Source organism: Paenibacillus sp. P5_B5, assembly GCF_056400365.1.
Map to the genome: position 1 here is coordinate 186,266 of NZ_JBFULK010000008.1, position 25,796 is coordinate 212,061.

At 39.1% G+C, this 25,796-nt stretch carries 23 protein-coding genes; 14 read left to right on the forward strand and 9 right to left on the reverse strand.

What is annotated here, in order from left to right; all coding sequences use genetic code 11:
* Nucleotides 1-284: 284 nt before the first annotated feature.
* The 4 genes from AC1DOK_RS13095 to AC1DOK_RS13110 all read right to left on the reverse strand — a co-directional run bounded on the left by AC1DOK_RS13095 (nt 285) and on the right by AC1DOK_RS13110 (nt 4,865).
* Nucleotides 285-2,288 (reverse strand): FtsX-like permease family protein, encoded by a 2,004-nt coding sequence (locus AC1DOK_RS13095; protein WP_477554719.1) that lies wholly within the window; start codon nt 2,286-2,288, stop codon nt 285-287.
* Nucleotides 2,278-3,045, reverse strand: coding sequence for an ABC transporter ATP-binding protein (locus AC1DOK_RS13100; RefSeq protein WP_477554720.1), 768 nt, complete (start codon nt 3,043-3,045; stop codon nt 2,278-2,280). The genes AC1DOK_RS13095 and AC1DOK_RS13100 overlap by 11 nt, the downstream gene beginning before the upstream one ends.
* A 144-nt stretch (nt 3,046-3,189) precedes the next feature.
* On the reverse strand, nt 3,190-4,203 hold the full coding sequence (locus AC1DOK_RS13105; protein ID WP_477554721.1) for a sensor histidine kinase: 1,014 nt from the start codon (nt 4,201-4,203) through the stop codon (nt 3,190-3,192).
* Nucleotides 4,200-4,865 (reverse strand): response regulator transcription factor, encoded by a 666-nt coding sequence (locus AC1DOK_RS13110; RefSeq protein WP_477554722.1) that lies wholly within the window; start codon nt 4,863-4,865, stop codon nt 4,200-4,202. The genes AC1DOK_RS13105 and AC1DOK_RS13110 overlap by 4 nt, the downstream gene beginning before the upstream one ends.
* Before the next feature lie 81 nt (nt 4,866-4,946).
* On the opposite strand from AC1DOK_RS13110, the gene AC1DOK_RS13115 reads away from it, so the two are divergent.
* Nucleotides 4,947-5,615: an MOSC domain-containing protein gene (locus tag AC1DOK_RS13115; protein ID WP_477554723.1), complete on the forward strand. Its 669-nt coding sequence runs from the start codon at nt 4,947-4,949 to the stop codon at nt 5,613-5,615.
* Nucleotides 5,616-5,703: 88 nt separating this feature from the next.
* Nucleotides 5,704-6,639 carry a hypothetical protein gene (locus AC1DOK_RS13120; protein ID WP_477554724.1) on the forward strand — a complete coding sequence of 312 codons (936 nt, stop codon included), beginning with the start codon at nt 5,704-5,706 and terminating at the stop codon, nt 6,637-6,639.
* Between the two features lie 66 nt (nt 6,640-6,705).
* On the opposite strand, the gene AC1DOK_RS13125 is transcribed toward AC1DOK_RS13120, so the two are convergent.
* Nucleotides 6,706-7,824 carry an ATP-binding protein gene (locus tag AC1DOK_RS13125; protein ID WP_477554725.1) on the reverse strand — a complete coding sequence of 373 codons (1,119 nt, stop codon included), beginning with the start codon at nt 7,822-7,824 and terminating at the stop codon, nt 6,706-6,708.
* A gap of 157 nt (nt 7,825-7,981) precedes the next feature.
* Between AC1DOK_RS13125 and AC1DOK_RS13130 the strand changes: the two genes are divergently transcribed.
* The 4 genes from AC1DOK_RS13130 to AC1DOK_RS13145 all read left to right on the forward strand — a co-directional run bounded on the left by AC1DOK_RS13130 (nt 7,982) and on the right by AC1DOK_RS13145 (nt 13,894).
* Nucleotides 7,982-8,257 carry a DUF2277 domain-containing protein gene (locus AC1DOK_RS13130; RefSeq protein ID WP_477554726.1) on the forward strand — a complete coding sequence of 92 codons (276 nt, stop codon included), beginning with the start codon at nt 7,982-7,984 and terminating at the stop codon, nt 8,255-8,257.
* A 398-nt stretch (nt 8,258-8,655) separates the two neighbouring features.
* The gene (locus AC1DOK_RS13135) at nt 8,656-10,362 is read left to right on the forward strand and encodes a proline--tRNA ligase (RefSeq protein ID WP_477554727.1); all 1,707 of its coding nucleotides are present in this window, start codon (nt 8,656-8,658) and stop codon (nt 10,360-10,362) included.
* Between the two features lie 12 nt (nt 10,363-10,374).
* Nucleotides 10,375-11,556 carry an alanyl-tRNA editing protein gene (locus tag AC1DOK_RS13140; protein WP_477554728.1) on the forward strand — a complete coding sequence of 394 codons (1,182 nt, stop codon included), beginning with the start codon at nt 10,375-10,377 and terminating at the stop codon, nt 11,554-11,556.
* A gap of 151 nt (nt 11,557-11,707) precedes the next feature.
* Complete coding sequence (locus tag AC1DOK_RS13145; protein WP_477554729.1) at nt 11,708-13,894, forward strand: hypothetical protein; 2,187 nt, start codon at nt 11,708-11,710, stop codon at nt 13,892-13,894.
* 114 nt (nt 13,895-14,008) lie between these two features.
* On the opposite strand, the gene AC1DOK_RS13150 is transcribed toward AC1DOK_RS13145, so the two are convergent.
* The 3 genes from AC1DOK_RS13150 to AC1DOK_RS13160 all read right to left on the reverse strand — a co-directional run bounded on the left by AC1DOK_RS13150 (nt 14,009) and on the right by AC1DOK_RS13160 (nt 16,181).
* Nucleotides 14,009-14,650, reverse strand: a complete 642-nt coding sequence (locus AC1DOK_RS13150) for a LysM peptidoglycan-binding domain-containing protein (RefSeq protein ID WP_477554730.1) — start codon at nt 14,648-14,650, stop codon at nt 14,009-14,011.
* 252 nt (nt 14,651-14,902) lie between these two features.
* Nucleotides 14,903-15,547: a phosphatase PAP2 family protein gene (locus AC1DOK_RS13155; RefSeq protein ID WP_477554731.1), complete on the reverse strand. Its 645-nt coding sequence runs from the start codon at nt 15,545-15,547 to the stop codon at nt 14,903-14,905.
* A gap of 22 nt (nt 15,548-15,569) precedes the next feature.
* Nucleotides 15,570-16,181 (reverse strand): DedA family protein, encoded by a 612-nt coding sequence (locus AC1DOK_RS13160; RefSeq protein WP_477554732.1) that lies wholly within the window; start codon nt 16,179-16,181, stop codon nt 15,570-15,572.
* Nucleotides 16,182-16,372: 191 nt separating this feature from the next.
* Here AC1DOK_RS13160 and pdaA point away from each other — a divergent pair, with 191 nt between their 5' ends.
* From pdaA to AC1DOK_RS13200, 8 genes are all read left to right on the forward strand, one after another.
* Nucleotides 16,373-17,155: a delta-lactam-biosynthetic de-N-acetylase gene (gene pdaA, locus AC1DOK_RS13165; protein ID WP_477554733.1), complete on the forward strand. Its 783-nt coding sequence runs from the start codon at nt 16,373-16,375 to the stop codon at nt 17,153-17,155.
* A 230-nt stretch (nt 17,156-17,385) separates the two neighbouring features.
* The gene (locus AC1DOK_RS13170) at nt 17,386-18,132 is read left to right on the forward strand and encodes a suppressor of fused domain protein (protein ID WP_477554734.1); all 747 of its coding nucleotides are present in this window, start codon (nt 17,386-17,388) and stop codon (nt 18,130-18,132) included.
* Nucleotides 18,133-18,451: 319 nt separating this feature from the next.
* Nucleotides 18,452-19,162: a response regulator transcription factor gene (locus tag AC1DOK_RS13175; RefSeq protein ID WP_477554735.1), complete on the forward strand. Its 711-nt coding sequence runs from the start codon at nt 18,452-18,454 to the stop codon at nt 19,160-19,162.
* A complete protein-coding gene (locus AC1DOK_RS13180; protein WP_477554736.1) occupies nt 19,159-20,982 on the forward strand; it encodes a sensor histidine kinase in 1,824 nt (607 codons plus the stop codon). Before AC1DOK_RS13175 ends, AC1DOK_RS13180 begins: the two co-directional genes overlap by 4 nt.
* A gap of 234 nt (nt 20,983-21,216) precedes the next feature.
* Nucleotides 21,217-22,089, forward strand: coding sequence for a carbohydrate ABC transporter permease (locus AC1DOK_RS13185; protein WP_477554737.1), 873 nt, complete (start codon nt 21,217-21,219; stop codon nt 22,087-22,089).
* Nucleotides 22,090-22,102: 13 nt separating this feature from the next.
* Nucleotides 22,103-22,981, forward strand: coding sequence for a carbohydrate ABC transporter permease (locus AC1DOK_RS13190; RefSeq protein ID WP_477554738.1), 879 nt, complete (start codon nt 22,103-22,105; stop codon nt 22,979-22,981).
* 36 nt (nt 22,982-23,017) lie between these two features.
* Entirely contained in the window at nt 23,018-24,181 is a 1,164-nt protein-coding gene (locus AC1DOK_RS13195) for an efflux RND transporter periplasmic adaptor subunit (RefSeq protein ID WP_477554739.1), read from the forward strand.
* 32 nt (nt 24,182-24,213) lie between these two features.
* Nucleotides 24,214-25,611 carry an ABC transporter substrate-binding protein gene (locus AC1DOK_RS13200; protein ID WP_477554740.1) on the forward strand — a complete coding sequence of 466 codons (1,398 nt, stop codon included), beginning with the start codon at nt 24,214-24,216 and terminating at the stop codon, nt 25,609-25,611.
* A 74-nt stretch (nt 25,612-25,685) separates the two neighbouring features.
* On the opposite strand, the gene AC1DOK_RS13205 is transcribed toward AC1DOK_RS13200, so the two are convergent.
* Entirely contained in the window at nt 25,686-25,793 is a 108-nt protein-coding gene (locus tag AC1DOK_RS13205; RefSeq protein WP_477554110.1) for an IS3 family transposase, read from the reverse strand.
* Nucleotides 25,794-25,796: the final 3 nt, after the last annotated feature.

A 25,796-nucleotide genomic window follows, 5' to 3' on the forward strand; every position in this document is an offset into this window, starting at 1 on the left:
CGCAAATTACCTAAATATTTACGTATGACCCAATATTATTATAATCAACGATTATATGGGTAATGGACTTCCTGAATTCTGCAGCTATTGTCCTTTTAGCCCATAAACAGAATTTAATAATTTTTAGAATATTATGAATAACAATTGTGAAGTGTTATGCCCATATACTGGAATAGAAATAGTCTCTTGATTATTCATGTGAACTTTAATGCAACGCTAGTGAATTCATCTAACAAATAAAGAGAGGGGCTTCCTATGAGAAGTCCCTCTTTCTTATGGTTTACTCACTTCTTCGTTTTAATAATGTTAATACTCCCCACATACGTAGCTATGAAATAACCACCGTAGATCAGGATAATGGAGAATGCCGTGAGTAATGTATCTGATGAAATGTCCATTTGTCCAAATTGATTGATCACCTGATTAGCTGCCTTAACCCCGACAAAAGAATGGATGACGGCTAGAGATAACGGCATTAAGAAATAAATTTCGATTTGTGTAAATACGGATTGATGGATCATTTTATTCTCCACACCGATTTTCTTGAGCAAGTTATAACGTTCAACATTATCGGTTGACTCAGACAGCTGCTGAAGAGCAAGTATAGCAACGCTTGTAATGAGAAAGACAATACCGATATAGATGGCTAGATAGGAAACAACCGTTTTTATACCTGAGCTATTTTCATAGGCTTGTTGTCTACTGATGCTAAAAAAGCTAGGCCCACTCGTCATTTTTGCCATCTCCGACTGAAATAGCAGTTCGTTATCTTCGTTACTCTCAGTAAAGTTCAGGGATAGTTGAATCTTGGAAATTGGCAGTGCTTGTGCAATTTGATCAGACACAACTAGCGTTCCATAATCCGTTCTCATCGTAGTTGTTTCTAATGTGTGATCAATGATTGCCATGTTTGCGGCTTTAAGTTGTTTGCCAGCTAACGTCACTTCACCTTTGTTTTGCAGAAAATAGTTCATTACAACCTGCATATCTTCATAATTGGCATTGATCACAAACTGATCTTCCTTAAGAGATAGGGGCTGTAGCCCTTGAATCATTAATAATTTGTTGTAATCCGATATTCCAATAATTTCTGGAGAGTTGTTCACTATTTTATCAAGTAAATACGGATTGTTAAAAGCCTCTGTACCACCAATAACTAAATCCTTAAAGGACAATTCGTCTGACTCATAATAGGTAGATGTTATCGATTCCTTGGTGACTGAACTTAAATCAACCGGTGCTTTCTCCAAGGTTTCATTCACATTCAATGTTGTAACATCTTTAGCCTTATAAAAAGTTAGCGTCGCATCATAAGGTGTAACGGCTTCTACATCCTTGGTCATCACATTAGACATCGCCAAACCAACAGATAAGGTTGATATGGCAATAAAAAGCATTAAGCAAATGATCGTAATCGACACATAGGTCGTATGGATTTTACTGTTAATTTGTCTGAGCACAAACATATTCAGATCTCGTAGATACAGCGATTTGTTAGCCTGCACCATTTTTAATAGAAAGCCAGACAGTGACATGAAGAACAGGAAGGTCCCGAGCGCTCCTAGAATAAGGGATAATTTAAATTCCGTATTGAGCGTCAATATGCCGGTATTAAGAATTAAATAATAAGCAACTCCAAGGCATGTAATCGATACGATAAAAATAACAACGGATACCCAGAGTTTCTGGGTAGCAAGCATTTCATTCTTCTTATTAGCGTTTAATAAATCGATTAGTTTGTATTTGGAGATGGAAATCGAATTGAAAATTATCACAAGTACAAATATAATGCCAAAATACAAGCAAGATTTCACCAGAGCATCGATCGAGAAGATAAAGTGGAACGATTTCATATTAACTGCGAACATTCTAGCCGTAACGACTGCGAGTCCTTGGGATACAAATACACCTAGAGTGAGTCCTGCAGCTAGGGATACAATACCAATTGTCAGTGTTTCCATAACGAGAATCCTTGAGATGCTTCCTTTTTCCATACCAAGTACCATATAGATGGCAAGTTCTTTTTTACGACGTTTAATGAGAAACTTATTGGCATAAATAATTAAGAACCCTAATATAATCGACACCATGATCGAGAAGTAGCCCATAACGGTCGATAATGTACTCAGAATAGAAATTTGTCCATCTGTAACCTCGAGCATTACCTGCTGAGATTCAATCGAATTAAAGACATAGAAGATACAGACGGCAAACGTTAGTGTTACAAAATAGATCGTATAATCCTTCAAGCTTCGTTTGACATTCCGCAGTGATAGCTTAGATAACATCGTGATTGTCTCCTCCTAGAAGAGTTACAATTTCAATGATCTTATCGAAAAACTGTTTGCGTGTATCATCTCCACGAATCAGCTCGTTAAAAACTTTGCCATCTTTAATAAACAGTATTTTGTGGCAGTAGCTTGCCGTAAAAGCATCATGCGTAACCATGAGAATAGTAGCATGTAACTCCTTGTTTAAGGTTTCGAAGCTTTCTAATAACATCCTAGCTGATTTGGAATCGAGAGCTCCAGTGGGTTCATCCGCAAGAATGACGGAAGGATTCGTGACAATCGCTCTAGCGCTAGCTACCCGTTGTTTCTGTCCACCTGACATCTGGTAGGGGAATTTATCTAGAACATTCGTGATTTGAAGTTTATGCGCAATATCGCGAACTTTGAGATCAATTTGTTTGGCTGGGATTCTCAGAATCGTTAGAGCTAACGCAATGTTCTCATAAGCGGTCAAGGTATCTAGTAGATTGAATTCTTGAAAAATAAAGCCAAGTTGCTCACGTCTGAACTTGGACAGCTTAGTGGAATTCAGTTTGGTAATATCTTGATTATTAATATGTATATGACCCGATGTAACCGTGTCTATCGTGGAGATGCAGTTGAGCAGGGTGGTCTTACCGCTTCCTGATGCCCCCATAATGCCGATATAATCACCTCGCTCTACATCAAAGCTTATGTTATCAATAGCCTTTGTTAGATTACCTTTGTTTCCGTAGTATTTTTCAATGTTTTTGATACTTACAATCGTATTCATAGTTCGACCTCCTGTAATAAGTTCTTGATGAAAGTTCTTGATGAAATCTTAACAAGTAAGGGTAAGTGGAACCATAACTTAGACTTACGTTTAACTTACATTTTTGTAAGGTTAATCTTACGAACTGCACAAAGAGCCGTATGGCTACGACTCGAACATGAGCATTCTGTTTATGGGAAATACGATGATCACCGTTACGCCCTCGTTAACTTGTGATTCAAGTGAAATGTGTAAGCCTAACTTATCACATAGCGTTTTGCACAAATAAAGTCCAATTCCTGTTGACTGCGTATACGTTCGGCCATTCTGACCTGTGAATCCTTTGTCAAAAACTTTAGGTATGTCTTTCTCTAAAATGCCAATCCCTTGGTCCCTTATATAAAGTGAAATATGATGGTCACCTTCACGCGCATAAATAGAGATTTTGGCAGGATCTTGCTTATATTTGATGGAATTAGCAATGATTTGACCGAGGATAAAATCGACCCACTTGGTATCTGTATACACATTGTAAGCTAAATCGTTAAGCTGAATCGTGAATTTACTTTCAATCAAGGCTTTAGCATTCTTCTTAATCACATCTTTGACAAGTGTTTCTAAGGATACTTCTTTAATGATGTAGTCTTTCTCCACACTACTGCTCCTAGAATAGAAGAGCGTTTGTTCCACGAAGCTTTCGATCTTGGCAAGCTCCTCACAAACACTTAGAGTTACAGGATTCACGTTATTCTCAATGATTAGTTTGGATGATGCAATCGGTGTTTTCACCTCGTGAACCCATGTTTCAATGTATTCCCTGTATGCTTCGGAAGCCAATTTGTACTGCGCGATTTGGTCATTCATTGATTTGTTCGTCTCTCGTAGAACCTCATGTAAGATTTCACCCTCCAGGAAGTTAGGCTGTTCTATAATGGCTGATAAGAGGTACTTCTTATCTAAAGAAGCAAGTTGCTTCATAAGTTCGTTATAGAAGCTATACTTTTGGATGAATTCAACGATAAGAATTAAGAAGCTCGAGACCGTATATAAACCTGTGATGAAGATTATGGCGTAAGTATTAATCGATAAGACATAGAGGAGGAGCGCTATGAAAGTGATAACAATGAGCTGAATGATAATAAACAAGCGTTTATTCTTCAAGAAGCTTCTCACATTCATACGAGATACCCCTGACCACGTCTAGTGATTAAGAAATCCTCGACATTAATTGACTCTAATTTACGTCTGAGACGATTAATATTCACGGTTAAGGTGTTGTCATCCACGAATTCATCCGACTGCCAGAGGTCATTCATCATTTCATCTCGTGTTATGATGGTTCCATGGTGATTCATAAGGAGATGGAGGATTCTGAGTTCATTCTTCGTTAGTTCAGTCGTTTGACTTTCATAACTGACTATGCTCTTCGAGATATCAAGTAGGACACCTTTATGCAAGAGCATATTCGTATTCTCCGTACTATAGGAACGCCTTAACAAGGACGTAATTCTTGCAAGCAGGATCTGCGTATTGTAGGGTTTAGTCACAAAGTCGTCTGCTCCCAAATGCATACTCATCAGCTCGTCAACGTCGCTGTCACGACTTGTTACCATGATAATTGGAACACTCGATGCCTTACGTATTTCACGACATATATGATAACCGTCGTACATGGGGAGGTTGATATCCAGCAATACAAGCTGTGGGTTCTGCTCAAGAACAATTGTAACGATCTGTTCAAAGTCTTCTGTTATCGAACATGTATGTCCATATTTGGTTAATAAGGTCTGTAGTTCTGCCCTTATTTTCACATCGTCTTCAATTATAAAAATAGTCGCCATTAGGATTCACCTTGTCATCTAAAGTATAGGGTAGTAAGTTATAAGTAATATACTACAATAGAAAGTGAGAATACATAAACTATGAGAATAAATCTTGTTCCTGAACTTAAGTATTTTTCTATTGGTTTACCGAAGCAAATGATGTATGACGAAGATAAAGAAATGGTTACAGGTATATGTAAAGAGTCGATCGATGAGGCCTACTTAACGAAAGATGGTTTTAAAGGAGATGGGGTAGCAGACTTACGTCATCATGGTGGTCCCGATCGTGCTGTATGTATTTATCCACATGAGCATTATGTACAGTGGGAGCAAGAGTTTGGAAGAACGCTAGCTACAGCTTCATTTGGAGAGAATTTTACAGTATCTAACATGTTGGAACGGGATGTAAATATAGGTGATATTTTTCAAGTTGGCAATGCCATTATACAAATTACCCAAGGCAGAATTCCATGCAGTACGATTAGTAAGAGAACTCATATCCCGGAACTTCTTAATAGGATTGTTGAGACAGGCTATAGCGGTTACTTATGTCGTGTGTTAGTAGAAGGTACGGTTAGTAAAGACGCAACAATTACTTTAATAGAGCCGCATCCTAACCAAGTTTCAGTTCTATTTGGGAATCAGCTTTATTTTCATAAGAAAGAAGATATTGAGGGGATTCAAAAAATGCTAGAAGTGCAAGAATTAGCGAACCGTTGGCGTGAATTGTTGACGCAGCGTCTAGAGAAGCTTACGAATCTGAACTAAGCATACATAATTAACATCGTTAAATATCAAAGACCAGCGAGCTGCTAACGCCCGTTTGGAGAGTCACGAGTAGAGGAGGTATACCTATTTGACTAAGTTACAATGGAATCTATGGGATGATTTGGAACCATTTGATTTGGGTCAGGTAAACGCTAGACCAAGTGCCTATAAGGGTCACAATGCTTTGTATTTAGAAGGGACAGGTTCTGCAATTTTTCTTCGTGAAAAACTAACATTCAATCGATTTCGCTTACAAGCTGAAGTAGCCATACCTGGACAAGTAGGCTTTATTGGACTGGTTTTTGGAGCCAAGGAATCCCACAATTATGAATTGGTTTATCTAGCTCCAGTAGAGCTTCAATATGATCCTATCATGAATGATTCTATGACATGGCAAATATATAATGGCTCTAAGTATCAGAAACCTTTACCGAATACAACGAGCGAATGGGTCACATTATCCCTGGATGTTCAACCAAACGGAGTAGCCGTCTATTTGGGGGATGATCCTACCCCTCAGCTTGTCATTTCTAACCTACAACATGGAGGCGAAATTGGGAGAATAGGGATTTGGGGATTTCTACCTAGTTACATTCGTAATCTTTCCATTGAGGAAATTGAACCGACATTGATTGAGCAGAAAACGACTGATTTAAAGCAATTAACAGCCGAAACTCATGTGACGGAGTGGATGGTCTCAGAACCGTATTTATCAGGCGAATCACCTGCAATGCAAGATAATTGGATACAAACAACTGTTGAAGAGAACGGGACACTAAACCTTAATAGAATCTATAGAGCTGAGCCGGGGATTACTGTCCAAGCTAAGAGTAAGTTTTCTATTCCTGAAGAGCAAGAAACCTTGTTATCATTTGGTTTTAGTGATTTTATTCGTCTATGGATCAATGATGAAGAGGTCTACGAAGGAAGCTGGGGATGGAATCCTCCTGTAAGTGATGGACGTATTCGAAGTGATTATGCGAGTGTTCCTGTAAGTTTTATGAAAATAGTCAATCAGATGTAGGCGGCAAGCGGAATATTAAACAAAAACAGAGTTATCTGCAAATAAGCTGATAGCTCTGTTTTTTTACTAATTGAGGATATGAATTTTCAACTCCGGATAGGTTGAAGCTAGTTCTACTAAGTGCTTTTCCAAAATATTTTTATCAAAATTAGATTTGAAAATATCCTGATCAAGTTGGAAGGTAACACTGGTTCCAGTTTCTTGCGTGACACCAATGATGAGCAAATCAGTTTGAGGGATTCCATGCTTATATTCTTGCTTGATTATCCTGCCGTCTCGACGTATTTCTACGAATAGATGTTGTGAAAGTGCATTAACAATAGGCATATTGATTCCATTAACTCCACCTGGTGCCATAACAGATGCACTTGAGTTATGCTGCCCAATCTGTGTGAGAACAGCTTTTACTGGCAGATTATTCGTATCTGGTAGGGCGTGAGTAGGGATTCCTCTTCCATTATCGGACACAGTAATACTGTGGTCGCTTTGAAGAATGATGCTGACTTCAGTACAATATCCTGCTTGATGCTCTAGGATAGAATTTTCGATGACTGCCCATAAGACATGATGTGGATCATATTCGTCTTGAGTCCCATCTAGATAGATGCCTACATTATTCCTAGCATCAGCTAACTCCATATAATCGCTTGTATCTAGCAAGTCAGAGCCTGCTGCAAGTAACAGCAGAAACGGAAGCGAGCGATGAGATGGAAGGGAATACCTACCACCTCTCTCTTCCTGAATTAACAGATCAGCTCCTAGTAAGGCTTTGGTGTGATGATAGAGTTGTCCTGTTGTTCCCATATTTAATCGTTCAACAATTTCAGCACCGGTAAGCGGCTCACGTAAAACTGCGGTTAAAATATCTAAACGCTGTTTATTTCCAAGAGCAGCTAATACCTTCGCCACTTTGTCACTGTCCAGATCAAGCAATTGAGTAACGTTTCTTTGCTGTGGAGTCCATCTGAATCCGTTCTTTCCCCGATACTGACCGGAGTAGAAGATAGAGCCTAATTCGTCATTACCTCTTGCTGTATCATCGCTCTCATTCGGAAAACCATCTGCTTTAACCTGTTTTAATGTAGACCTCGTGTTACTAGTAAGCCAACTAACTAGTTGTTTGAGTTCATTCATCTGAGCAGTTAATGAGTCTAACTCAGCACCATAATCCCTTGAAGATGTCATAATCTCACCTCATCCATTATTATTAAATAACGTAGTTACGTAACTACATAAAATATAACATAAGGATTATTTGTTGTAAATATTAGCCAACTAGAAAACTCAGGTAACTAATAGTAAAATGATTACAAAATAACTTAAATCAAAAGGAGAATTTCCGATGTGCCGAAACATCAAGCCACTATTTAACTTTGACCCACCAGCAACAGAAGAGGATATTGAGGCAGCTTCACTCCAGTTCGTCAGAAAGCTATCAGGCTTTCATACACCATCGAAGGCAAACGAGGAAGTATATCAACGTGCAATCGAGGAGATCACACTGGCTGCTCGAAAAATGCTCGACTCACTTGTTACTAACGCCGAACCACGCAACCGTGAGGAAGAAATCATTCGAGCTCGCGCCAAAAATGCCAAAAGATTCGGAATTCCAGAGTGATCTTGTAATTATTTAATAGCAACCCAAATCTCATTAAGTGAATTCGGATCCAAAGTTAAAGCATATCAAGTACTTGACTGCTACATAACTTTCATGTAAAGTGATAAAAATTGTTAAATATTGAAAATAGCTTTGACCAAAGCCAAAGAGTTCAAAAATCGTCGTACAGAGAAGAAACCCAGGGGCTGAAAGGTTTCTCGTATCGAGTGAACTACTTCCTACTTTGCGAGCTGTAACGTTTCAAATTTGAACCGTTATCGGTATATGCCGTTATCTGAATGAGGACCGCTTATGATAGTTGCTGCGGTCGAATATAGGGTGGTATCACGACACATTCGTCCCTGACGGATGTGTCTTTTTGTTTTTCTTCAACCACAAATTAAAGGAGGCTGCAACTCATGCGCCAAAGCAATTTATTACTTACTACTTTACGTGAAGCCCCGTCTGACGCTGATGTGATCAGTCACCAGTTAATGCTCCGTGCAGGGTTTATCAGGCAATTGGCAGCAGGTATCTACACCTATATGCCACTTGGAAGACGCGTTCTCAGGAAAGTCGAACAAATTGTAAGAGACGAAATAGATTTTGCAGGTGCCCAAGAACTGTTGATGCCTGCGATGCAACCTGCAGAACTATGGCAAGAGTCCGGAAGATATGCAGTATATGGACCCGAGTTAATGCGTTTCCATGACCGACATGATCGAGAATTCGTGCTTGGTCCAACACATGAAGAAGTTATTACTTCGTTAGTGAAAAATGAAATTAACTCATACAGGAAATTACCAGTAACTCTATATCAAATACAAACCAAGTTTCGGGATGAAAGACGTCCACGTTTTGGATTACTTCGGGGAAGAGAATTTCTGATGAAAGATGCTTATTCATTTGATAAGGATTGGGAAGGTCTAGATCAATCCTATTGGAATATGTTCAATGCGTATAAGCGTATTTTCACAAGATGTGGAATAAATTTCCGCGCTGTAGAGGCTGATGCAGGAGCAATAGGAGGCGAAGGCGGAACACATGAATTTATGGCGTTAGCTGATATAGGTGAAGATACGATTGCAACATGTATATGTTGTGATTATGCGGCTAATCTTGAAAAAGCAGAATCTGGTGCCAATACAGTAACAGCTGATGAAATGATCGCTACAGAAACAATGGTGAAGATTCATACACCAGGTATTCGGACTATTGATGAACTTGTTCTGTCATTAAATATTAAACCGACTGACATCATCAAAACGCTGATTTTCATTGCCGACAATAAACCTGTTGCAGTGGTCGTCAGGGGAGATTATGAGATTAACGAGCTTAAAGTCATGAATTATCTAGGAGCTGAGAACATTGTAATTGCAGACTCTGTTACAGTAGAGGAGTTAACGGGTGTACCAGTCGGGTTTATTGGACCACATGGTTTAACAATCCCAATTCTAGTCGATCACACAGTTCTTAATATGCCAAACGGGATTGCTGGTGCCAATGAGCTCGATTACCATTACCGTAATCTGAATCCAAGACAAGATATTATTCTTACGCATGTTGGTGATTTTCGTAATGTATTAGAGGGTGAAAGATGTCCTCGTTGTAACGAAGGAATATTAACATTCTACCGAGGTATTGAAATGGGGCATGTGTTTAAGCTTGGAACGAAATATAGTGAGAAGCTAGGGGCGACTTTCCTAGATCCATCTGGTAAAGATCAGACGATGATTATGGGCTGCTATGGCATTGGAGTTTCTCGCATACTTTCGGCCGTAATTGAGCAGAACCATGATGACAATGGGATGATTTGGCCAATATCGCTTGCGCCTTATCAGGTTCACTTAATACCGATCTCCGTTAAAGACGACGTACAAATGCAATTAGTTAACGATATGTATAATCGTCTATTAGATCTAGGAATTGAAGTGCTTATTGACGATCGAGACGAACGTCCTGGCGTTAAGTTCAAAGATTCTGACTTGATTGGTATTCCAATCCGAATAATCATTGGTAAAGACGCCGTCCAAGGTAATGTTGAGTTCATTGAGCGAAGTAAGCTTAATAAAGTGTCAATTCCAATTAATGATGCTGTTAAACGTATTTTGGAATCTAGAATTTGAGAGGAGAAAGTCATGACTATCAAGCTTTATTACGATTCTGCTTATTTAACCAAATGGGAAACCGCTATTACAGAAACGGTGGAGAAAGAAGACGGCTATTATGTTATTTTGGAAGAGACAGCTTTCTATCCGCATGGGGGTGGACAATCCTGTGATGTTGGAGATATACAAGGGATTCCAGTAATTGAAGTCATAAGTGATGGGAATCAAGTACTACATAAAGTTGAGCGTCTTCCTGAAGAGAGTACCGTTACGTGTCAGATCGACTGGAAGCGAAGATTTGACCATATGCAGCAGCATAGCGGACAGCATTTGTTATCAGCAGTTTGCCTTAACTTGTATCAGACGAAGACCTTAAGTTTTCATCTAGGAATTGATTATTGCACAATTGATGTGGAAGCAACTGAGCTGAGCACAAGTCAGCTCGAATCCATTGAGCGTGAGGTTAATCGGCATATTTATCTAAATCATAGCATCCTTAGTTATTTGGTTACTGAGGAAGAGGCAAATCAGCTTCAGCTAGTGAAAGAAACCAATATAACAGAGAATATCCGAATTGTAGAAATTAAGGACGTAGAATATAACGCTTGCGGTGGAACACATGTCTCTGCAACGGGCGAAATCGGCATGATCAAGCTGATTAAGACGGAAAAAATTAAAGGTAACACTCGGATTTATTTTAAGTGCGGATACCGGGCGTTAGAAGAATTTAATGAGATTCAGAAGATATTGGGAACTCTGTTGGTCAAGTTCAAATCAGGTAAGGATGGGATCTTAGATCGCATTGAGAAAATGGAGAAGGAGCACAAACAGCTTCTAGCTGAATTAGCTGCTCTTAAGGATCACAATGACGAATATGTAGCGCGGGAATTGATAGCAGGCAACAATGGTGCTCTGATCTCACATGTCTTTGAGGACAAATCGCTTAAAGATCTACAAAACTTGGCTGGGAAGATCACCGCACAGTGTGATGCAATTGTACTGCTAGCTACTGCTGTTGAGAACAAAATAGTCATAGCACAACGTGGCAATTCTGAGTTTTCCTGTGGGGCTTTCTTCAAAGCACATCTAGGTAATCACAACGGAAAAGGCGGAGGAAGCGATAATCTAGCGCAGGCTGGATTCCCGACTTGGGAGGATGCGAATGCTTTTTATGAGTTTGCAGAACAAAACATCAAAGATCAGTTAAGTTAATCAAATAGTTAAATGAGAAAATGAAAAAGCAGCGACTAGAAGCTGCTTTTTTTGTTGTGGAATTAGAAACATAATTGATTTTATGACGTCTAAGAGTTCGAACAGATTATTAAATATTCAGAATATTTAACAATTAAGGGGTGTTGTTATATTGCAACGTCTATGGGGTTGTTTCATCTTATGTATGATTCTTTTCGGTTTATCCTCTTGTAAAGAGATATCAGAAGAAGTAACACCAGCTGAGAGCTTGTTGCCTGTGAGTACACAAGTACAAGTTACGCCAACTGCAAAGGCAGAAGGTTTATTATTACGAGATCGAATTGATCTACTTTCCTTTGGTCAAGGCGATTCATCTTGCTGCTATACAACGAATTTAGTATGGGAACAAGGGAAGGTGCCGAGTGAAGCTATAGAAATACCGTATCAAATGGAGGAGATCTACCTTAGTGCAACCTATCCTTGGTTAAAAGATATAGAGGATAAGCTTATGAAAGATTCGATAAAGGTCAGTGGGGATGTATATTGGGAACTAACTCCAAATCCTAATTATGGTGAGGGGTTTAAGCTTCGTTTTCTCAAGCCTGCTGGGACATTTACTATCCAAATTGCTGATTTGCATGAAATCAAGTTCGTACCAAGAAAACTAATCGAATATCAGGTGTTACATGAATCGGGAGAAAAGCAAACAAGCCTATTGATTCAGGGTAGACATTATGGATCTCAACTGTTTATTCCCACAGAAAGTAATACAGTTACATTAGCTTTTGTAGAGGAGATGCAGACAGGTAGTCTTCCGTTACAACTTAATGGAACTCCGGTAGAAGCAGATTGGTTAGATTCGAAGCATCTTCGTATTCCTATAGTTAATATGGAAACTGGTATATATGGCAGCAAGGAATTAAGGATCAGTTTAGAAAGTTTACGTGCCATGAGTAATGTTAATTTAGGGGTTGACCGTAGCTCATTGACTGTTAGGCAGTTGCCTGATATTGAATGGCGTGACAGCATATCGGGTGCACCTGTTGGATTTAGTCCCAGAGTTCGATTCTATCAGCAGCTTATCGTATCACCTGATAGGCAAAGTTATATCGGTGTTGTACCAATTGGAGGAGCATTTGGAGATGGAGATGGTATCTTTTATAGCTTTGTGCTCGAACGACCTGATCATGAGCCTGTCATAATTGAAAATGAATTTTTATCCACAATCGAGCCTTTTGATCTCCCTGTCCAGTGGATGGATCATAATCGGATTCTGTATGCATCCTATGATGGGGTTAATATTTATGATATAGCCAAAGGTGAGAAGCTAGCTCTCCGGGATACAGAGGGTAGAGAGCAGCGTAATATCAATTATGCAGTTTATGATAGCAGTCGAAAGCAGATTCATGTTCTTTCTGCTGATGATGGAAAACAGACGAATATGTTTGATCTATTCACATACGAGGATGGACAGAGTACACCTAAACAAACAAAGAATTTTACAAGCTCAGTTTTGATACAGAAGTATTCCATGATGGATATGACGATCTCGCCTACAAAGACCGGAACGTATTGGACAGTCATCGAAGATGGGATTCCTTATACAGAGTTCATCAATCATTCTGGTAAGAAGTTGAAGACAGATGGCTATATTCGTGCTATTGGTGATTCAGGAGTCTACCTAGAAAGGTTCAAAGCAGGCGAGGTGCTTGAATCCCTCGGTTATAGCTACTGGCAGCCTGGGAAGAATGCGGAAGTTATTTCTAAATTGCCAGAATACAACTCGATTTTTGCTAATGGATCGGATTTGATTATTCAATTCGATTCGAAATTCTTCTTTTATAATCCGGTTACACGTAAATGGGTTCCTTGGAAGGTACCAGGTGGTGAGAAGGAGGCTGTACCTGTAAGGGGAGCTAACGGATTATATTACGTAAGCAATGAGTTGTCGTTTGGTGGGCTAACCATTGGTAGTACGGAGGCTGAGATCATGCAGATTTATGGGGAAAGCTTCACTGAGCAAATTCTATCGGATGGTAAGAAGTCCTTATCCTATCAGGATAGTATGTCCTATTTTGAACTGGAAAATGGTAAGTTGACCAAAGCGAATTGGAGTCCAACCTATATCAATCAAACCACACAAGCTAATTATGAGATTCCAATTAAGAAATCGGATATTGATCTGACAAAGGACTATGAAGTCAATCAAGTCTCCTGTTATCATACTGCCGTATGTAATAATTATGTTTTTACAAACAAAGAATACACGCTAGAGATTCTGATGGATTGGAGCGATAAGTTAATCGATCGTGTTACGTTGGAATTAATAGTTAAAGCAGCTCCTGCTGCTCAAATATGATATGGATTTATCGTACAAGGAAATCGCAGCCTTACTTTAAAAGCACTCACAATCATGAAGATGATTGTGGGTGCTTTTAATTATGAAATGAATGATGATAGGCTGTCCAGATGGTTACATATAAAATAGCTGAGGGAACTGCTTCACAATCCCATCCGTAAATGCATCTGCCATCGCTAAGGCTTGCGGTTCAATCTTGTCGTACGTAGCGATATCTGCAGCAAAGTTTTTGTTAAGTCTGTAAACAGCCTCGCTCTTTGTCAAAGCCAAGTGTTCATATAACATGGCTTGCATTGCATTTCTGGACCAATATGGGTTGATTCTGTTTAGGAACGTTGCGATTTCGTCTGCGTTGGCATACCATTTTTTTTCTGCATTGGCCGCCTTGACACTATCACCGGCTTTGGCTGCTTTAACAAGTTGATCTGCAATCACCAGATGTTCCCGCATTAAGCTTTCAAATTTGGCGGCTATTTCGTTCCCATAGTAAGGTTTAAGCAGGGCAGCCATATCCGAGGGATTACGAAGCAGTCGTTTAGTCACAAGCTCCTCATCTGCTAAACTTTCTGCAATGCTTATAATGGTCATTCTCGTCCAAGCAACATGCTGTTCCCAGATCGTACGCCAAGCATTCATTAAATTAGCCGTTGAGCAGCTGATTCCTACTAAAATGTGCTGAGCCATGATTGGACAATGTGGATTCAAAGATTGTACATGATAAGGGTCCATTCCCAGGTCATACGTATACGTATTCATATCATATTTACTCCCTAATTAGATTTACTACACGATATGTGCCTATGTCACGGAAGGTGAATAGGAAGATGGGTGCATAACTAACTTAGATCAGGTTCCAATTGAACCGAATTTGGAGGTTTGGTTGTATGACTAAGCAAAGAAAAACGGGTATTACCAGCGTTGCTGTCTCTACCCGCAAACGTATCGATGGAATTGTCAATTCTTTTTGACTAGGGATTAATATCCAGATCTGGTAGGGTATTAAATGGATCATGCTTCGAACCGTATTTCCTGAAACCTCTGATAAAACCATATCGAAACAGCCACCCAAAAACCGCTAGCTAAGAATCCCCCGAGAACATCACTCGGATAATGGACGCCCAAATAAATTCGGCTAATCCCTATCATGAGTATCATCGCTGAACTAAATACAATCAAAATGCCTCGCCCATAGGGGGTCGAAATATGTCGCCAAAGTAAAAAGGCCAGTATACCGTACAAGCTAAAAGCAATCATGGAGTGACCACTGGGAAAGCTAAAGCCATTTGCGTTAACGATACGATGCAGAGTTGGTCGAGTTCGATGGAAAATGAGCTTTAAAGCTTCATTTAAAAGTCCTGTCCCAATGACGACCCATATAAACAAAATCAATTCTCTTCGGTGGTGTAGTATCTTGTACAGAACAAGTAAAACAACTATCGAAACAATGGCGACCGGAAATCCTCCCCCAATGAAAGTAAAGAACTTCATGATGCTCGTAATAGCCGGAGATTCCAGCCCTTGAACAAAGGAAGTGATCACACTGTCGAATTGAGCTATCTTTTTATCGGATACCAAGATCGCTATGACGCTAAAACCAATTGCGCTCAAAAGGCTTATATATAAAGCACGGGAAAGCTCTAATTTCAAATTCATTTACGTAAATTAGCTCCTTTCCTCATTTTACCAACATTTTCTTAGTTCTAGTCTTTCTTATATACCATATGGCTACTATTCCAGCAGCTATCAAAATAACGACCAGAATCAAAAGGTATCGATGTATGATTTCGGTAACGACACGCCAATGCTCGCCTAAATATGAACCTAAAGTGATAAAAGAAACAACCCAGAGAATAGATCCAGGTACTGCATATAGACTAAAGCTTCGATAAGTCCACTTGCTGATTCCAGCGCTGTAAGCCGTTAAATGGCGGACTCCCGGAATGAAGTAACCGATCAGGATCGCGAATTTACCAAACCGCTTAAACCAGAGTTGCGTGCTATCTAACTTCTCTTTTGTGATATGAATTTTACTCCCGTATTTTTCTAGGAGTGGATACCCGAACTTACTTCCAATGAAATAGCTGACGGACATACCGATAAAGCTGCCGAATGCCGAAACAATAACTGTCGGAAAATAATGAAGCATACCTTTCGAAATTAAGTATCCTGAAAACATCATCAACATCTCGTCCGGCACTGGCAAACCTATAATACCAAGCACAAAGGCACCGAAAATGCCTATATAGCCATAGTGGGCAATGAACCATAAAAGTTTATGTTGAAACATGGAAGTGTTTCTCCTTCTAGGCAGTGTTTTTTTTTAGCTTATCCAAAATCCACAATGTCATGATCCCAAGTCGGATAAAAGTCACGTCGCGGAGGCCCAATTCTGAGATCAAATCCATGAATGTATACTGCATCTCGTATAGTGGCATATTACTCCAGTGTAAAATTTTTGGAGACTGGAATGATGGTTGAATGAAACGTTATCGTATTCTTTTTGCATTGCTAACATTATGTATTGCCTTATTTCCGTTAACAACTAACGCAGCGAATATAGGCAAACCGTATCACTTTGGATTTAAAAAAAGCAAAACCGGCGAGCTCCCCTCCATCGACTATGAAGGTTTTAAAGATATTTTACAGAAACATGGAGCTATCTTTTTAGGGGATACAAGTAAAAAAGAACTATACCTTACGTTTGACAACGGTTATGAAAATGGATATACATCAAAAATATTAGATGTGTTAAAGGCTAAACAAGTTCCAGCCGCCTTTTTTGTTACTGGGCATTTTATTGAGGATCAGCCCGAATTAGTGAAGCGAATGGTTAACGAAGGTCATTTAGTGGGTAATCATTCATGGAGTCATCCGGATATGTCTCAAATTTCTAACGAAAAAATAAAAGATGAGCTGGATAAATTAAAGGAAAAGGTCGCAAATATTACCAATCAAAAGGAAATGACATTCACACGACCGCCGAGAGGAATTTTTAGTGATCGCTCTTTAAGTGTTAGCAAGGAACAAGGGTATACTCATGTATTCTGGTCAATTGCTTATAAAGATTGGGAAACGAAAGACCAAAGAGGCGGGGGCTATGCATATAAGAAAATTATAGATCAACTTCATCCTGGAGCAGTTATCTTGCTTCACTCCATTTCCAAAGATAACGCAGAAGCTCTGGGGAAAATCATTGATACTGCTCGGGAACGAGGGTATGATTTTAAAAGTTTAGAATACTTGTCTTCGAAAAATTATTGAATCTCTTTCAGACGACGCTTGTTTTCAGATAAATAATTAACTTAAAGAGTCTCCGCGCAAACAAACGGAGGCTCTTTATTTATGTAAGTTGAGTTGACAAAGTAGAAAGTGCTTACTCTCTCGAAATGTATATCATATCAATCTGAGTCTTGCAGCCTAGCTTTTATCATGGATAATTGTGGTATTATGGATGTATCAAAAAGACGTAGAATGAAAAAGGAGAGCAGCAGATGAGTTTTCTAAAAAAGTTGTTTGGCGGCAGTAACAATGGAGAAAAGGCAAAAGACGGCACTACTATTTACAAATATGAGGAACAAAATAATGCTTATGAGCCCCCGGCTCCAATGGAATATACAGAAGAAATCGTTGCACATTTTGAAAAATCATTTCCGGGAAGAAATAGTAGTGTTTTTCATGAAATTGTTTCCGATACCGTACATATTGATGTAAATATCATGGAACCAACAGAAGATGCTCCATTTTGGGTCTTATATACTAGCGGTATGAGCGACTTACCGATGACTTTGCCGGAAGAGATGATTAAGCAGATTGAAGGAAGTTTCGACAGAGCCGAGGTTATGATGTTTCTCCCGGCTTCCTGGGAGCTGAACGAGGAATCTGTAAAAGATGATAACAATTTTTGGCCGATTAGATTAATGAAGCAGATGGCTCGTTTTCCTCATTCATACAATACCTGGTTAAGCTACGGACATACAATACCGAATTATGCGGAATATGAACCATATGCAGACGGAACTGGATTAAATGGAGTTGTCATATATCAATTAAATGATGAAATAAGCATAATACCGACGGAAGATAGCAATAGGATTCATGCCTATTTCTTAGTTCCTTTGTATAAAGAGGAAATGGATTATAAATTAGAGCATGGCATGGATGCATTGATGGAAAAATTATTTGAGCTAGGAAATGACGTACTGGTTTTAAATCCGAACAGAAAAAATACTTGCAAATGATGAAAACGATAGATTTCAGCTTTGTTTCAAAAGAGAGCAGATTAATATTGAGAATTACACATCTACAGCACCCACGAAATCATCCAGTGGGTGTTGTAGTGTTTCTTTTGAAGCGATTCGTTAAAACAGTGACTCCGAACTAATTTGGACATGTGTAACATATAAATCGAAGAAGTATAGTTTATCTAAACAATCTTTACATAATCTTTATATAGCTATGTTACACTTGCACAAAGTAATAATAAAAAATGACGAGTAGGTAAAAATGTACAAAGTTATTTGAACTATCGAGGTTTTGACCAAACGTAGGAGAAGTTATATGAAAAAAACAATTTTAATCGTTGAAGACGAAGATATTTTGCGTGAAATTATTAAAGATTATCTTCTTAATGCAGGTTATCTTGTTATAGAAGCAACAGACGGGAAAGTGGCATTATCCTTATTTCAAGAAAATGAAATTCATTTAATTATTCTCGATATTATGCTGCCAGAATTAGATGGGTGGTCTGTCTGTAGACGAATTCGGAAAGCATCTAACGTTCCTATCATTATGTTGACTGCGAGAATGGACGAAGATGATACATTGCTTGGGTTTGAGCTAGGTGCGGATGATTATGTGACCAAACCATATAGCCCACCTGTGCTATTAGCTAGAGCTAAACGACTGATCGATAGCAGGTATCGTGAAAATCTACAATCTGATGCTTTGTTGTCACATAAGAAGAATGATAACGATCTTTTAACTATAAATGGGGTTTGTATTCATTTCCCCTCCCGAACTCTATCTGTAAATGGTGAGAAGATCAACCTGACGTATACAGAGTTTCAAATCTTGGCTTATTTAATACAAAATAAAGGCATTGTCATTACGAGAGAACAGCTCATTACGAAAATTTGGGGATATGAATACGATGGCGATGATCGTACCGTGAATACGCATATCCGTAATTTAAGACATAAGCTAGGGGATAAGTCCAAACTCATTACAACTCTCGTAAGAGTGGGTTATAAATTCGAGGACAACCAATGAGAACCAATATTGTATTTAAACTGTTTACTTTGACGACGATGTTATGTATGTTCATCTTAGCTACAATATATATGGGACAAACCATATTTTTTAAACAATACTACGCCAATAGGAAAGTAAACGATATTCAGACCAATATCCAAGCATTTAAGAATGATTACATAAACAGCGGTGGGAATGTATTAGCCATCCAGAAGATGGAGCAGGACTTTTATCGAGAAAACAACACATGGATTACTACTTTAGATAGCCATGGAAACTTAAAAAATGCGAATGATTTTTATTTGGAAGTAAAATTAGATAACTCTAAAAATGAATATATTAATGAGTTCTCTGGTAAAACCATTACGATTCCTCTTTATAATATGATGAACATTGATGAGGTTTTGAACGCAGAGTCAAACCAGCTGGAATCCTTGCTATCATCCAAGATGCGCGTTCTTATAGGTGAGGTTAAGAAGGATTCAGCTTTAATTCCTTATGAAGTTAAATTAGATAAAAGTGGTATATCTTGGGTGAATGAGAAAATAAACAAAAAGATGGATGAACTCACTCTAAAAATTAAATATTCACAGAGTAAAACAGAATTCCCTGGCGTTGATCTTACTGGGACAATAACCAAGGTTCAACTGCCGAATGGGAATGAATCCTCCAGTTTCATTTATACGAATAGCTTGTTTATGGAGAGAATACAAGAGTTTCAAGCCAGCTTATTATTTGATGAGGGAAATAACATCTATGAACAATCAACGATCCTCGACTTTACTCAACATGAGGTGAAGTATAAACTTTTTATTGAGCCGATCAAAGATTCAGAGGGAGCAACCAACTATATCTTCTCGATGGCTTCTCTACAACCTGTTGATGAAGCTGTTCAAATGCTTAAAGATTACTATGTATACATGATTGCTCTTGTGATGCTACTTGTGATTCTAGCAGCATTGTATTACTCGAGAAAGATCGCCAGACCATTACTACAAATTAATCGGACGACCAAACGGATAGCCAACTTAGATTTTTCGGAAACCATCTCGATTAAATCCAATGATGAGATCGGTGACTTGTCTCGTAGTATCAATTCTCTGTCGGAAACCCTACATTCCTATATCGAACAGCTACAGAAGGACATTGAGAAAGAAAAGCAACTAGAAAGTACAAGGAAAGAATTTATTTCAGGGGTATCCCATGAACTAAAAACACCGTTAAGTGTTATGAAAAGCTGCATTTCGATTCTGAAGGATGGCGTAGCTTCGCATAAGAAAGATCATTATTTTGAAGCTATGGAGAAAGAAGTCGATAAGATGGATCTCCTGATTGTGGATATGCTGGAGCTAGCTAAGTTTGAGTCTGGTACGTATACGATGAAGATGGATGCATTCTACATCGATAAGCTCATTGAAGAGATTTGTGAAAATTTGTCTCCCCAGTTCAGCAAGAAAAACCTTCATTTGCATACCGAGCTTCCTGCTGTAGAAGTTATAGCCAATCAGCATCGAATCGAGCAAGTCATTACTAATTTTCTTGCCAATGCGATTCGATATACACCAGAACAAGAACAAATTATCATTTCAGTTATGGAAGAACAAGAACGAGTTCAGGTATGTGTAGAAAATAAAGGAGCTCACATTCCCCCAGAACAATTAAGTAAAATATGGGAACGCTTCTATCGAGGAGATAGTGCACGAAAACGTGCACAAGGTGGAACGGGTCTAGGACTTGCGATATCCAAAAATATTTTGGAGTTGCATGGCGTTCCATACGGCGCCGCGAACACAGAAGATAGTGTTATGTTTTTCTTCTATTTGAATAAAAATTTGTAAGTTTATCATAGCCACTTTCATGACGGAGATCATCAAACCGACATGTAAGTGGTTTTTTTATCTTCAGTATATTTATCCATATTTATCTAATCTTTATTTCATCCACTCTTTATCTTCATTAGCCTCTACTAGAATAACGATATGGAATAAAACGTACTTCCAGCTAGATATTTCATAACTAGAGGAGAATGGTTTTATGAAAAGTAAAAAGATCCTTAATATAAGAGGACAGGTATGAAACTTCTACATTTATTTCGAAAACAAAGTGTCATTGCGATAGGGTTTCTAGCACCAAGCTTAATTGGTTTTGCTATCTTTTATCTGATCCCATTTGTTATGGGTGTTGTGTACTCATTGATGAATAACACGATAGGTGGATCTTTTGTAGGCTTAGACAATTATAAAGAACTGCTTGCAAGTGATTCTTTCCGCAAAGCCTCGTGGAATACGATGCTGTTTACTGGTATAAGCGTTCCGTTAATAGTTCTTATCTCATTAATCTTAGCACTGCTCTTAAATCAGAATGTATATTTGCGTAAATGGATCAGAACTGCCTATGTGTTGCCGCTTGTAGTACCAGTTGCCTCCATTGTGATGATCTGGCAAATTCTGTTTGATTGGAATGGAGCACTGAACGGCTGGCTGCAAAGCTTAGAGCTTGAGCGAATCGACTGGATGAAATCGGAGTGGGCAAGAGGTGTGCTTTCAGTTGCTTATCTTTGGAAATATGTCGGTTACAATATCATATTATTTCTGGCAGGACTACAGAGCATACCACGCGACTATTACGAAACTGCGGACATAGAAGGGGCGAGTCCGCTCCGTAAACTAACCCATATTACATTCGTATATTTAACACCTACGATGTTCTTCGTCGTCTTAATGTCGATCATCAATTCGTTCAAAATTTTCCGAGAAACATATTTAATTGCAGGAGATTATCCGCATGACAGTATTTATATGATGCAGCATTACATGAACAATATGTTTTTTTCGCTTGATGTCCAGAAGTTGACGGCGGCCGCAACATTGATGGTAGCTTACATACTGGTTCTTGTTATTGGAATGCTCGCACTGGAGCGTCAATTCAGACGATTTATGGAATGAGTGAGGAATGAATATGAAGAGAATAGCGTTTCTGCACAAATGTTTCTTATCCCTCATCCTGTTTGTCATAGCTGTGATCATGGTGTTCCCTATTATATTTACATTTATGAACTCGCTTATGACAGAGCAGGAGATCGGAACTAATTACGATCTTATTGGCCAGATGATAGACAAGTCTGCAGGAGAAAAGGATCAATTTGTCAATTTAAAACTGATTCCCGATTGGGTATCCTTCGAGCAGTACGGCAAAGTTCTGTTGCAAACATCAACTTATCTGAACATGTTTTGGAACTCTGTATTCATGGTTGTGCCCATCATCATTGGGCAGGTCGTAGTAGGATCACTCGCTGCTTATGCTTTTGCTAAACTTCGTTTTAGAGGTCGAGATCCTATGTTCTTCGTTTATATAATGGTTATGCTCATGCCATTTCAAGTGACGTTAGTGCCGAACTATATTATCGTGGAAAAACTTGGACTTTTGAACAGCGCAAGTGCAATCGTATTTCCTGGAATTTTTGCTGCTTTCGGTGTCTTTATGCTCCGGCAATTCATGCTGTCGATCCCTTATGCTTATATAGAGGCCGCCATCATAGATGGTGCTGGACATTTGACGATCTTTTATCGAATCATTCTTCCTTTAATCAAACCAGGATTAGCCGCATTAGTCGTTCTTCTCTTTGTAGATTATTGGAACATGGTAGAGCAACCTCTGATCTTTATAGATGATGCTTTTAAGCAGCCACTTTCTCTATACTTATCACGAATCCAACAGGAGGCACGAGGAATCGGTTTTGCCGCGTCCGTACTATATATGTCTCCGATGTTACTTCTATTTTTATATTCGGAATCTTATTTTATTGAGGGTGTTCAGTTGTCTGGTATTAAGGGTTAGTGCATATATGGGATAGACAAGAAGGAGGGAAGTTACATGGAGATGCGTGCCACAGAGCATGCTGAATCTAGCCACAAACGATGGATCAGACGCATATTTATCCTATTCATTGCTATACTGCTTATCTTAACTCTCTATAGCAATACACTGCTCACGATGAATCTACCCAAGGTTTGGGTAGAAGAAGGGAAATCCGGTCCACTTGTACATAATTACAGCGGCAGCAGATTGTTGCAACCGATTAGCGAAGTAGATCTGTCCAACAAGACTGGATGGATTGTCAAGGATATACAGGTAAAAGTAGGAGACCGTGTTACTAAGGGCCAAACCCTCGTGACTTATGATAGTCGAGAAGCTGAGAATCGCATCCAAGATGAGCAAGCTAATCTCTCTCGGCAGAAGTTAATGATGGAAGGCCTGCAAGAACGTTATATAGACACTTATCATAACGGGGATGATAAAGAGATTCGCAGCACCAAACGAGATATTGAGATGGCACGTCTTGAGATAGGAGTACTGGAACGTAAAGTGCGAAATTTACAGGAGGACTTGGAGAGTCACAGACAGATCGTGGCTCCGTTCGATGGTGTTATCACGAAAGTAACTGCCGTAATAGGTCTTCCATCAGGTAGTGCTGGGGGAGATGTGCTCCTATCTAATTCGAGTCTAGGCTATCAATTGGCTTTACAAATTCCGTCCTCGATTGCCGATCAAATGGAGCTCGGAAGCATACAGAACGTTGATGTCAAGATCAAGGGAGTTACCCAATCCCTAGAAGGTGTAGTTACAAGAATTGAAAATGTGGATGCTATTAATTCGGCAGCGGCTGCAAATGATGGGGGAGATAGCAATTCGTCCGTATCCATATTTCATAAACAAGTTCTAATCACGGTACAAAGTACAGAATTACAGGGCGGAGAACAAGCAACTGTGAATCTCAGTAAGTCTATTGCGGATGAAAATGGCGTGCTTCTACTGAGTAAATCCATTCATAGTGAGGGTTCTAATCCATATATTTTTGTCCTGGAAGAAAAGAAAGGACCGCTTGGCAACACGTATCATGCTAACAAGGTGGCCGTGGAAGTAGGTGATACAAATAAAGATACAACCATTGTCCTTAATGGGGCGTATCCTGGACAGTTAGTCATTATGGAGAGTAGTGAACCGCTTCAAGATGGCATGAGAGTAAGAAAGAGATAGATATTCTTAAATAATTGGGAGTGAATTTAATAATGAAAAAATGGTTAAGTATATTCATATGCTTGGTATTAATGGTGAGTTTAACAGCATGCAGTGGTAGTACAACGAATAACAGCGACAAACCAGAAAGCAGCAGTTCCGTAAGTACCGATAGTACAGGCAAAACCGTTAGTTCTTCTAAGAATAACAGTATCCTAGAGGATGAAAATAAAGAGAGCAAGAAGACCCTTGTGGTTTCAACCCTTGCAGTGAACGATTTCTACAAGCAGGCGAAGCAGAAATACGAAGCAGCACATCCGAATACGACGATAGAGTTTAAAGAGTTTTCACAAGCTGGTGGCGTGATGAACCCAGCTGAAGTGGAGAAATACATTAAAACGACCACAACAGAGATTTTGTCGGGTAAGGGAGCAGATTTATTCGTCGTTACAACTGTCGACTTGCCGATTGATAAGTACGTTAGCAAAAAAGCGTTCGTAAACTTAGAAGAATTCATACAAAAGGATAAATCCTTTGACCAGAGCCTTTATTATATGAACATACTCGACAATTCAACCATGAATGGTGGGCTATATGTTCTACCAACCAAATTTTACTTGGAAACTTTGTTCGGGGATACAGTTGCTTTTGAGGAAGCTGGCGTCACCATTGATGATAAGAACTGGACATGGAGTCAGTTTGCAGATGTAGGAAAACAATTAGCAGATAAGGGTCTTCATGTCAACTCTTTAGAAGGCTTGGAACCAGTGGATATGCTTAACTCACTTGTGTCGGATAATTATGCTGAGTTGGTAGACGGAGCTAACCGTAAGGCGAATTTTGATTCCACACTCTTTACAGATCTACTTAAGCGTGTGAAGGGTTTGTACGACGAGAAAATCATATCATCCAAATTCGAACTTAATAGCAATTTTAAACTATCACAAATATATTCTCCTACAGATTACTTAGCTCGTCTTGGTTTATACTATGATAACGGAAAAATTTATCAGAAGCCGCATGCGACTGGGCAGAAATCTGGGATTGCGTTCGGCGGACTTAATAGCATTGCTATGAATTCGAATTCAACTGTCAAAGGGACAGCGTGGGATTTCATGAAATTCCTCTTGTCCGAAGATATGCAAAGCATACCGCAGCAAGATGGCTTCTCGATGAATAAATCCGTTAATGAAAAGATGTTTGATGATGTAAGGAATGAAGCAAAAAATGGAACGATTGATGTTGGGAAGGGCGGGATAGTTCAAGTATCCGAAAAGGATCTTCAGGTACTAAATACCATGATATCAGAAGCTTTTCTTCAGATAATACCAATGAACAAGGTTCAAACAATCATTGCTGAAGAAGCCAAAGCTTACTTTACTGGGCAAAAATCAGCTGAAGACGTAGCCAAAATTATTCAGAACAGAGTGACTACTTATTTGAATGAATGATCTAGATTTTCTCATATTTGCATAAAAAACCGCGTAAATGGTCATACCCCTGTCAAGTAGACAGATGAAAAAAGCTATGCTGCCAGCGCGCACCGGTATTCGATCGGCGCGCGCTGTTTCAGTTTAGATTGGAACCGCTGGTAATTGTAATAATAAATATAATCTTCTACCGCTTGATGAATCTC

Coding starts and splice junctions, on each gene's coding strand:
- AC1DOK_RS13095 (WP_477554719.1), bottom strand. CDS start 2,288: ATGTTATCTAAGCTATCACTGCGGAATGTCAAACGAAGCTTGAAGGAT.
- AC1DOK_RS13100 (WP_477554720.1), bottom strand. CDS start 3,045: ATGAATACGATTGTAAGTATCAAAAACATTGAAAAATACTACGGAAAC.
- AC1DOK_RS13105 (WP_477554721.1), bottom strand. CDS start 4,203: ATGAATGTGAGAAGCTTCTTGAAGAATAAACGCTTGTTTATTATCATT.
- AC1DOK_RS13110 (WP_477554722.1), bottom strand. CDS start 4,865: ATGGCGACTATTTTTATAATTGAAGACGATGTGAAAATAAGGGCAGAA.
- AC1DOK_RS13115 (WP_477554723.1), top strand. CDS start 4,947: ATGAGAATAAATCTTGTTCCTGAACTTAAGTATTTTTCTATTGGTTTA.
- AC1DOK_RS13125 (WP_477554725.1), bottom strand. CDS start 7,824: ATGACATCTTCAAGGGATTATGGTGCTGAGTTAGACTCATTAACTGCT.
- AC1DOK_RS13130 (WP_477554726.1), top strand. CDS start 7,982: ATGTGCCGAAACATCAAGCCACTATTTAACTTTGACCCACCAGCAACA.
- AC1DOK_RS13135 (WP_477554727.1), top strand. CDS start 8,656: ATGCGCCAAAGCAATTTATTACTTACTACTTTACGTGAAGCCCCGTCT.
- AC1DOK_RS13140 (WP_477554728.1), top strand. CDS start 10,375: ATGACTATCAAGCTTTATTACGATTCTGCTTATTTAACCAAATGGGAA.
- AC1DOK_RS13150 (WP_477554730.1), bottom strand. CDS start 14,650: ATGAATACGTATACGTATGACCTGGGAATGGACCCTTATCATGTACAA.
- AC1DOK_RS13155 (WP_477554731.1), bottom strand. CDS start 15,547: ATGAATTTGAAATTAGAGCTTTCCCGTGCTTTATATATAAGCCTTTTG.
- AC1DOK_RS13160 (WP_477554732.1), bottom strand. CDS start 16,181: ATGTTTCAACATAAACTTTTATGGTTCATTGCCCACTATGGCTATATA.
- pdaA (WP_477554733.1), top strand. CDS start 16,373: ATGAAACGTTATCGTATTCTTTTTGCATTGCTAACATTATGTATTGCC.
- AC1DOK_RS13170 (WP_477554734.1), top strand. CDS start 17,386: ATGAGTTTTCTAAAAAAGTTGTTTGGCGGCAGTAACAATGGAGAAAAG.
- AC1DOK_RS13175 (WP_477554735.1), top strand. CDS start 18,452: ATGAAAAAAACAATTTTAATCGTTGAAGACGAAGATATTTTGCGTGAA.
- AC1DOK_RS13180 (WP_477554736.1), top strand. CDS start 19,159: ATGAGAACCAATATTGTATTTAAACTGTTTACTTTGACGACGATGTTA.
- AC1DOK_RS13185 (WP_477554737.1), top strand. CDS start 21,217: ATGAAACTTCTACATTTATTTCGAAAACAAAGTGTCATTGCGATAGGG.
- AC1DOK_RS13190 (WP_477554738.1), top strand. CDS start 22,103: ATGAAGAGAATAGCGTTTCTGCACAAATGTTTCTTATCCCTCATCCTG.
- AC1DOK_RS13195 (WP_477554739.1), top strand. CDS start 23,018: ATGGAGATGCGTGCCACAGAGCATGCTGAATCTAGCCACAAACGATGG.
- AC1DOK_RS13200 (WP_477554740.1), top strand. CDS start 24,214: ATGAAAAAATGGTTAAGTATATTCATATGCTTGGTATTAATGGTGAGT.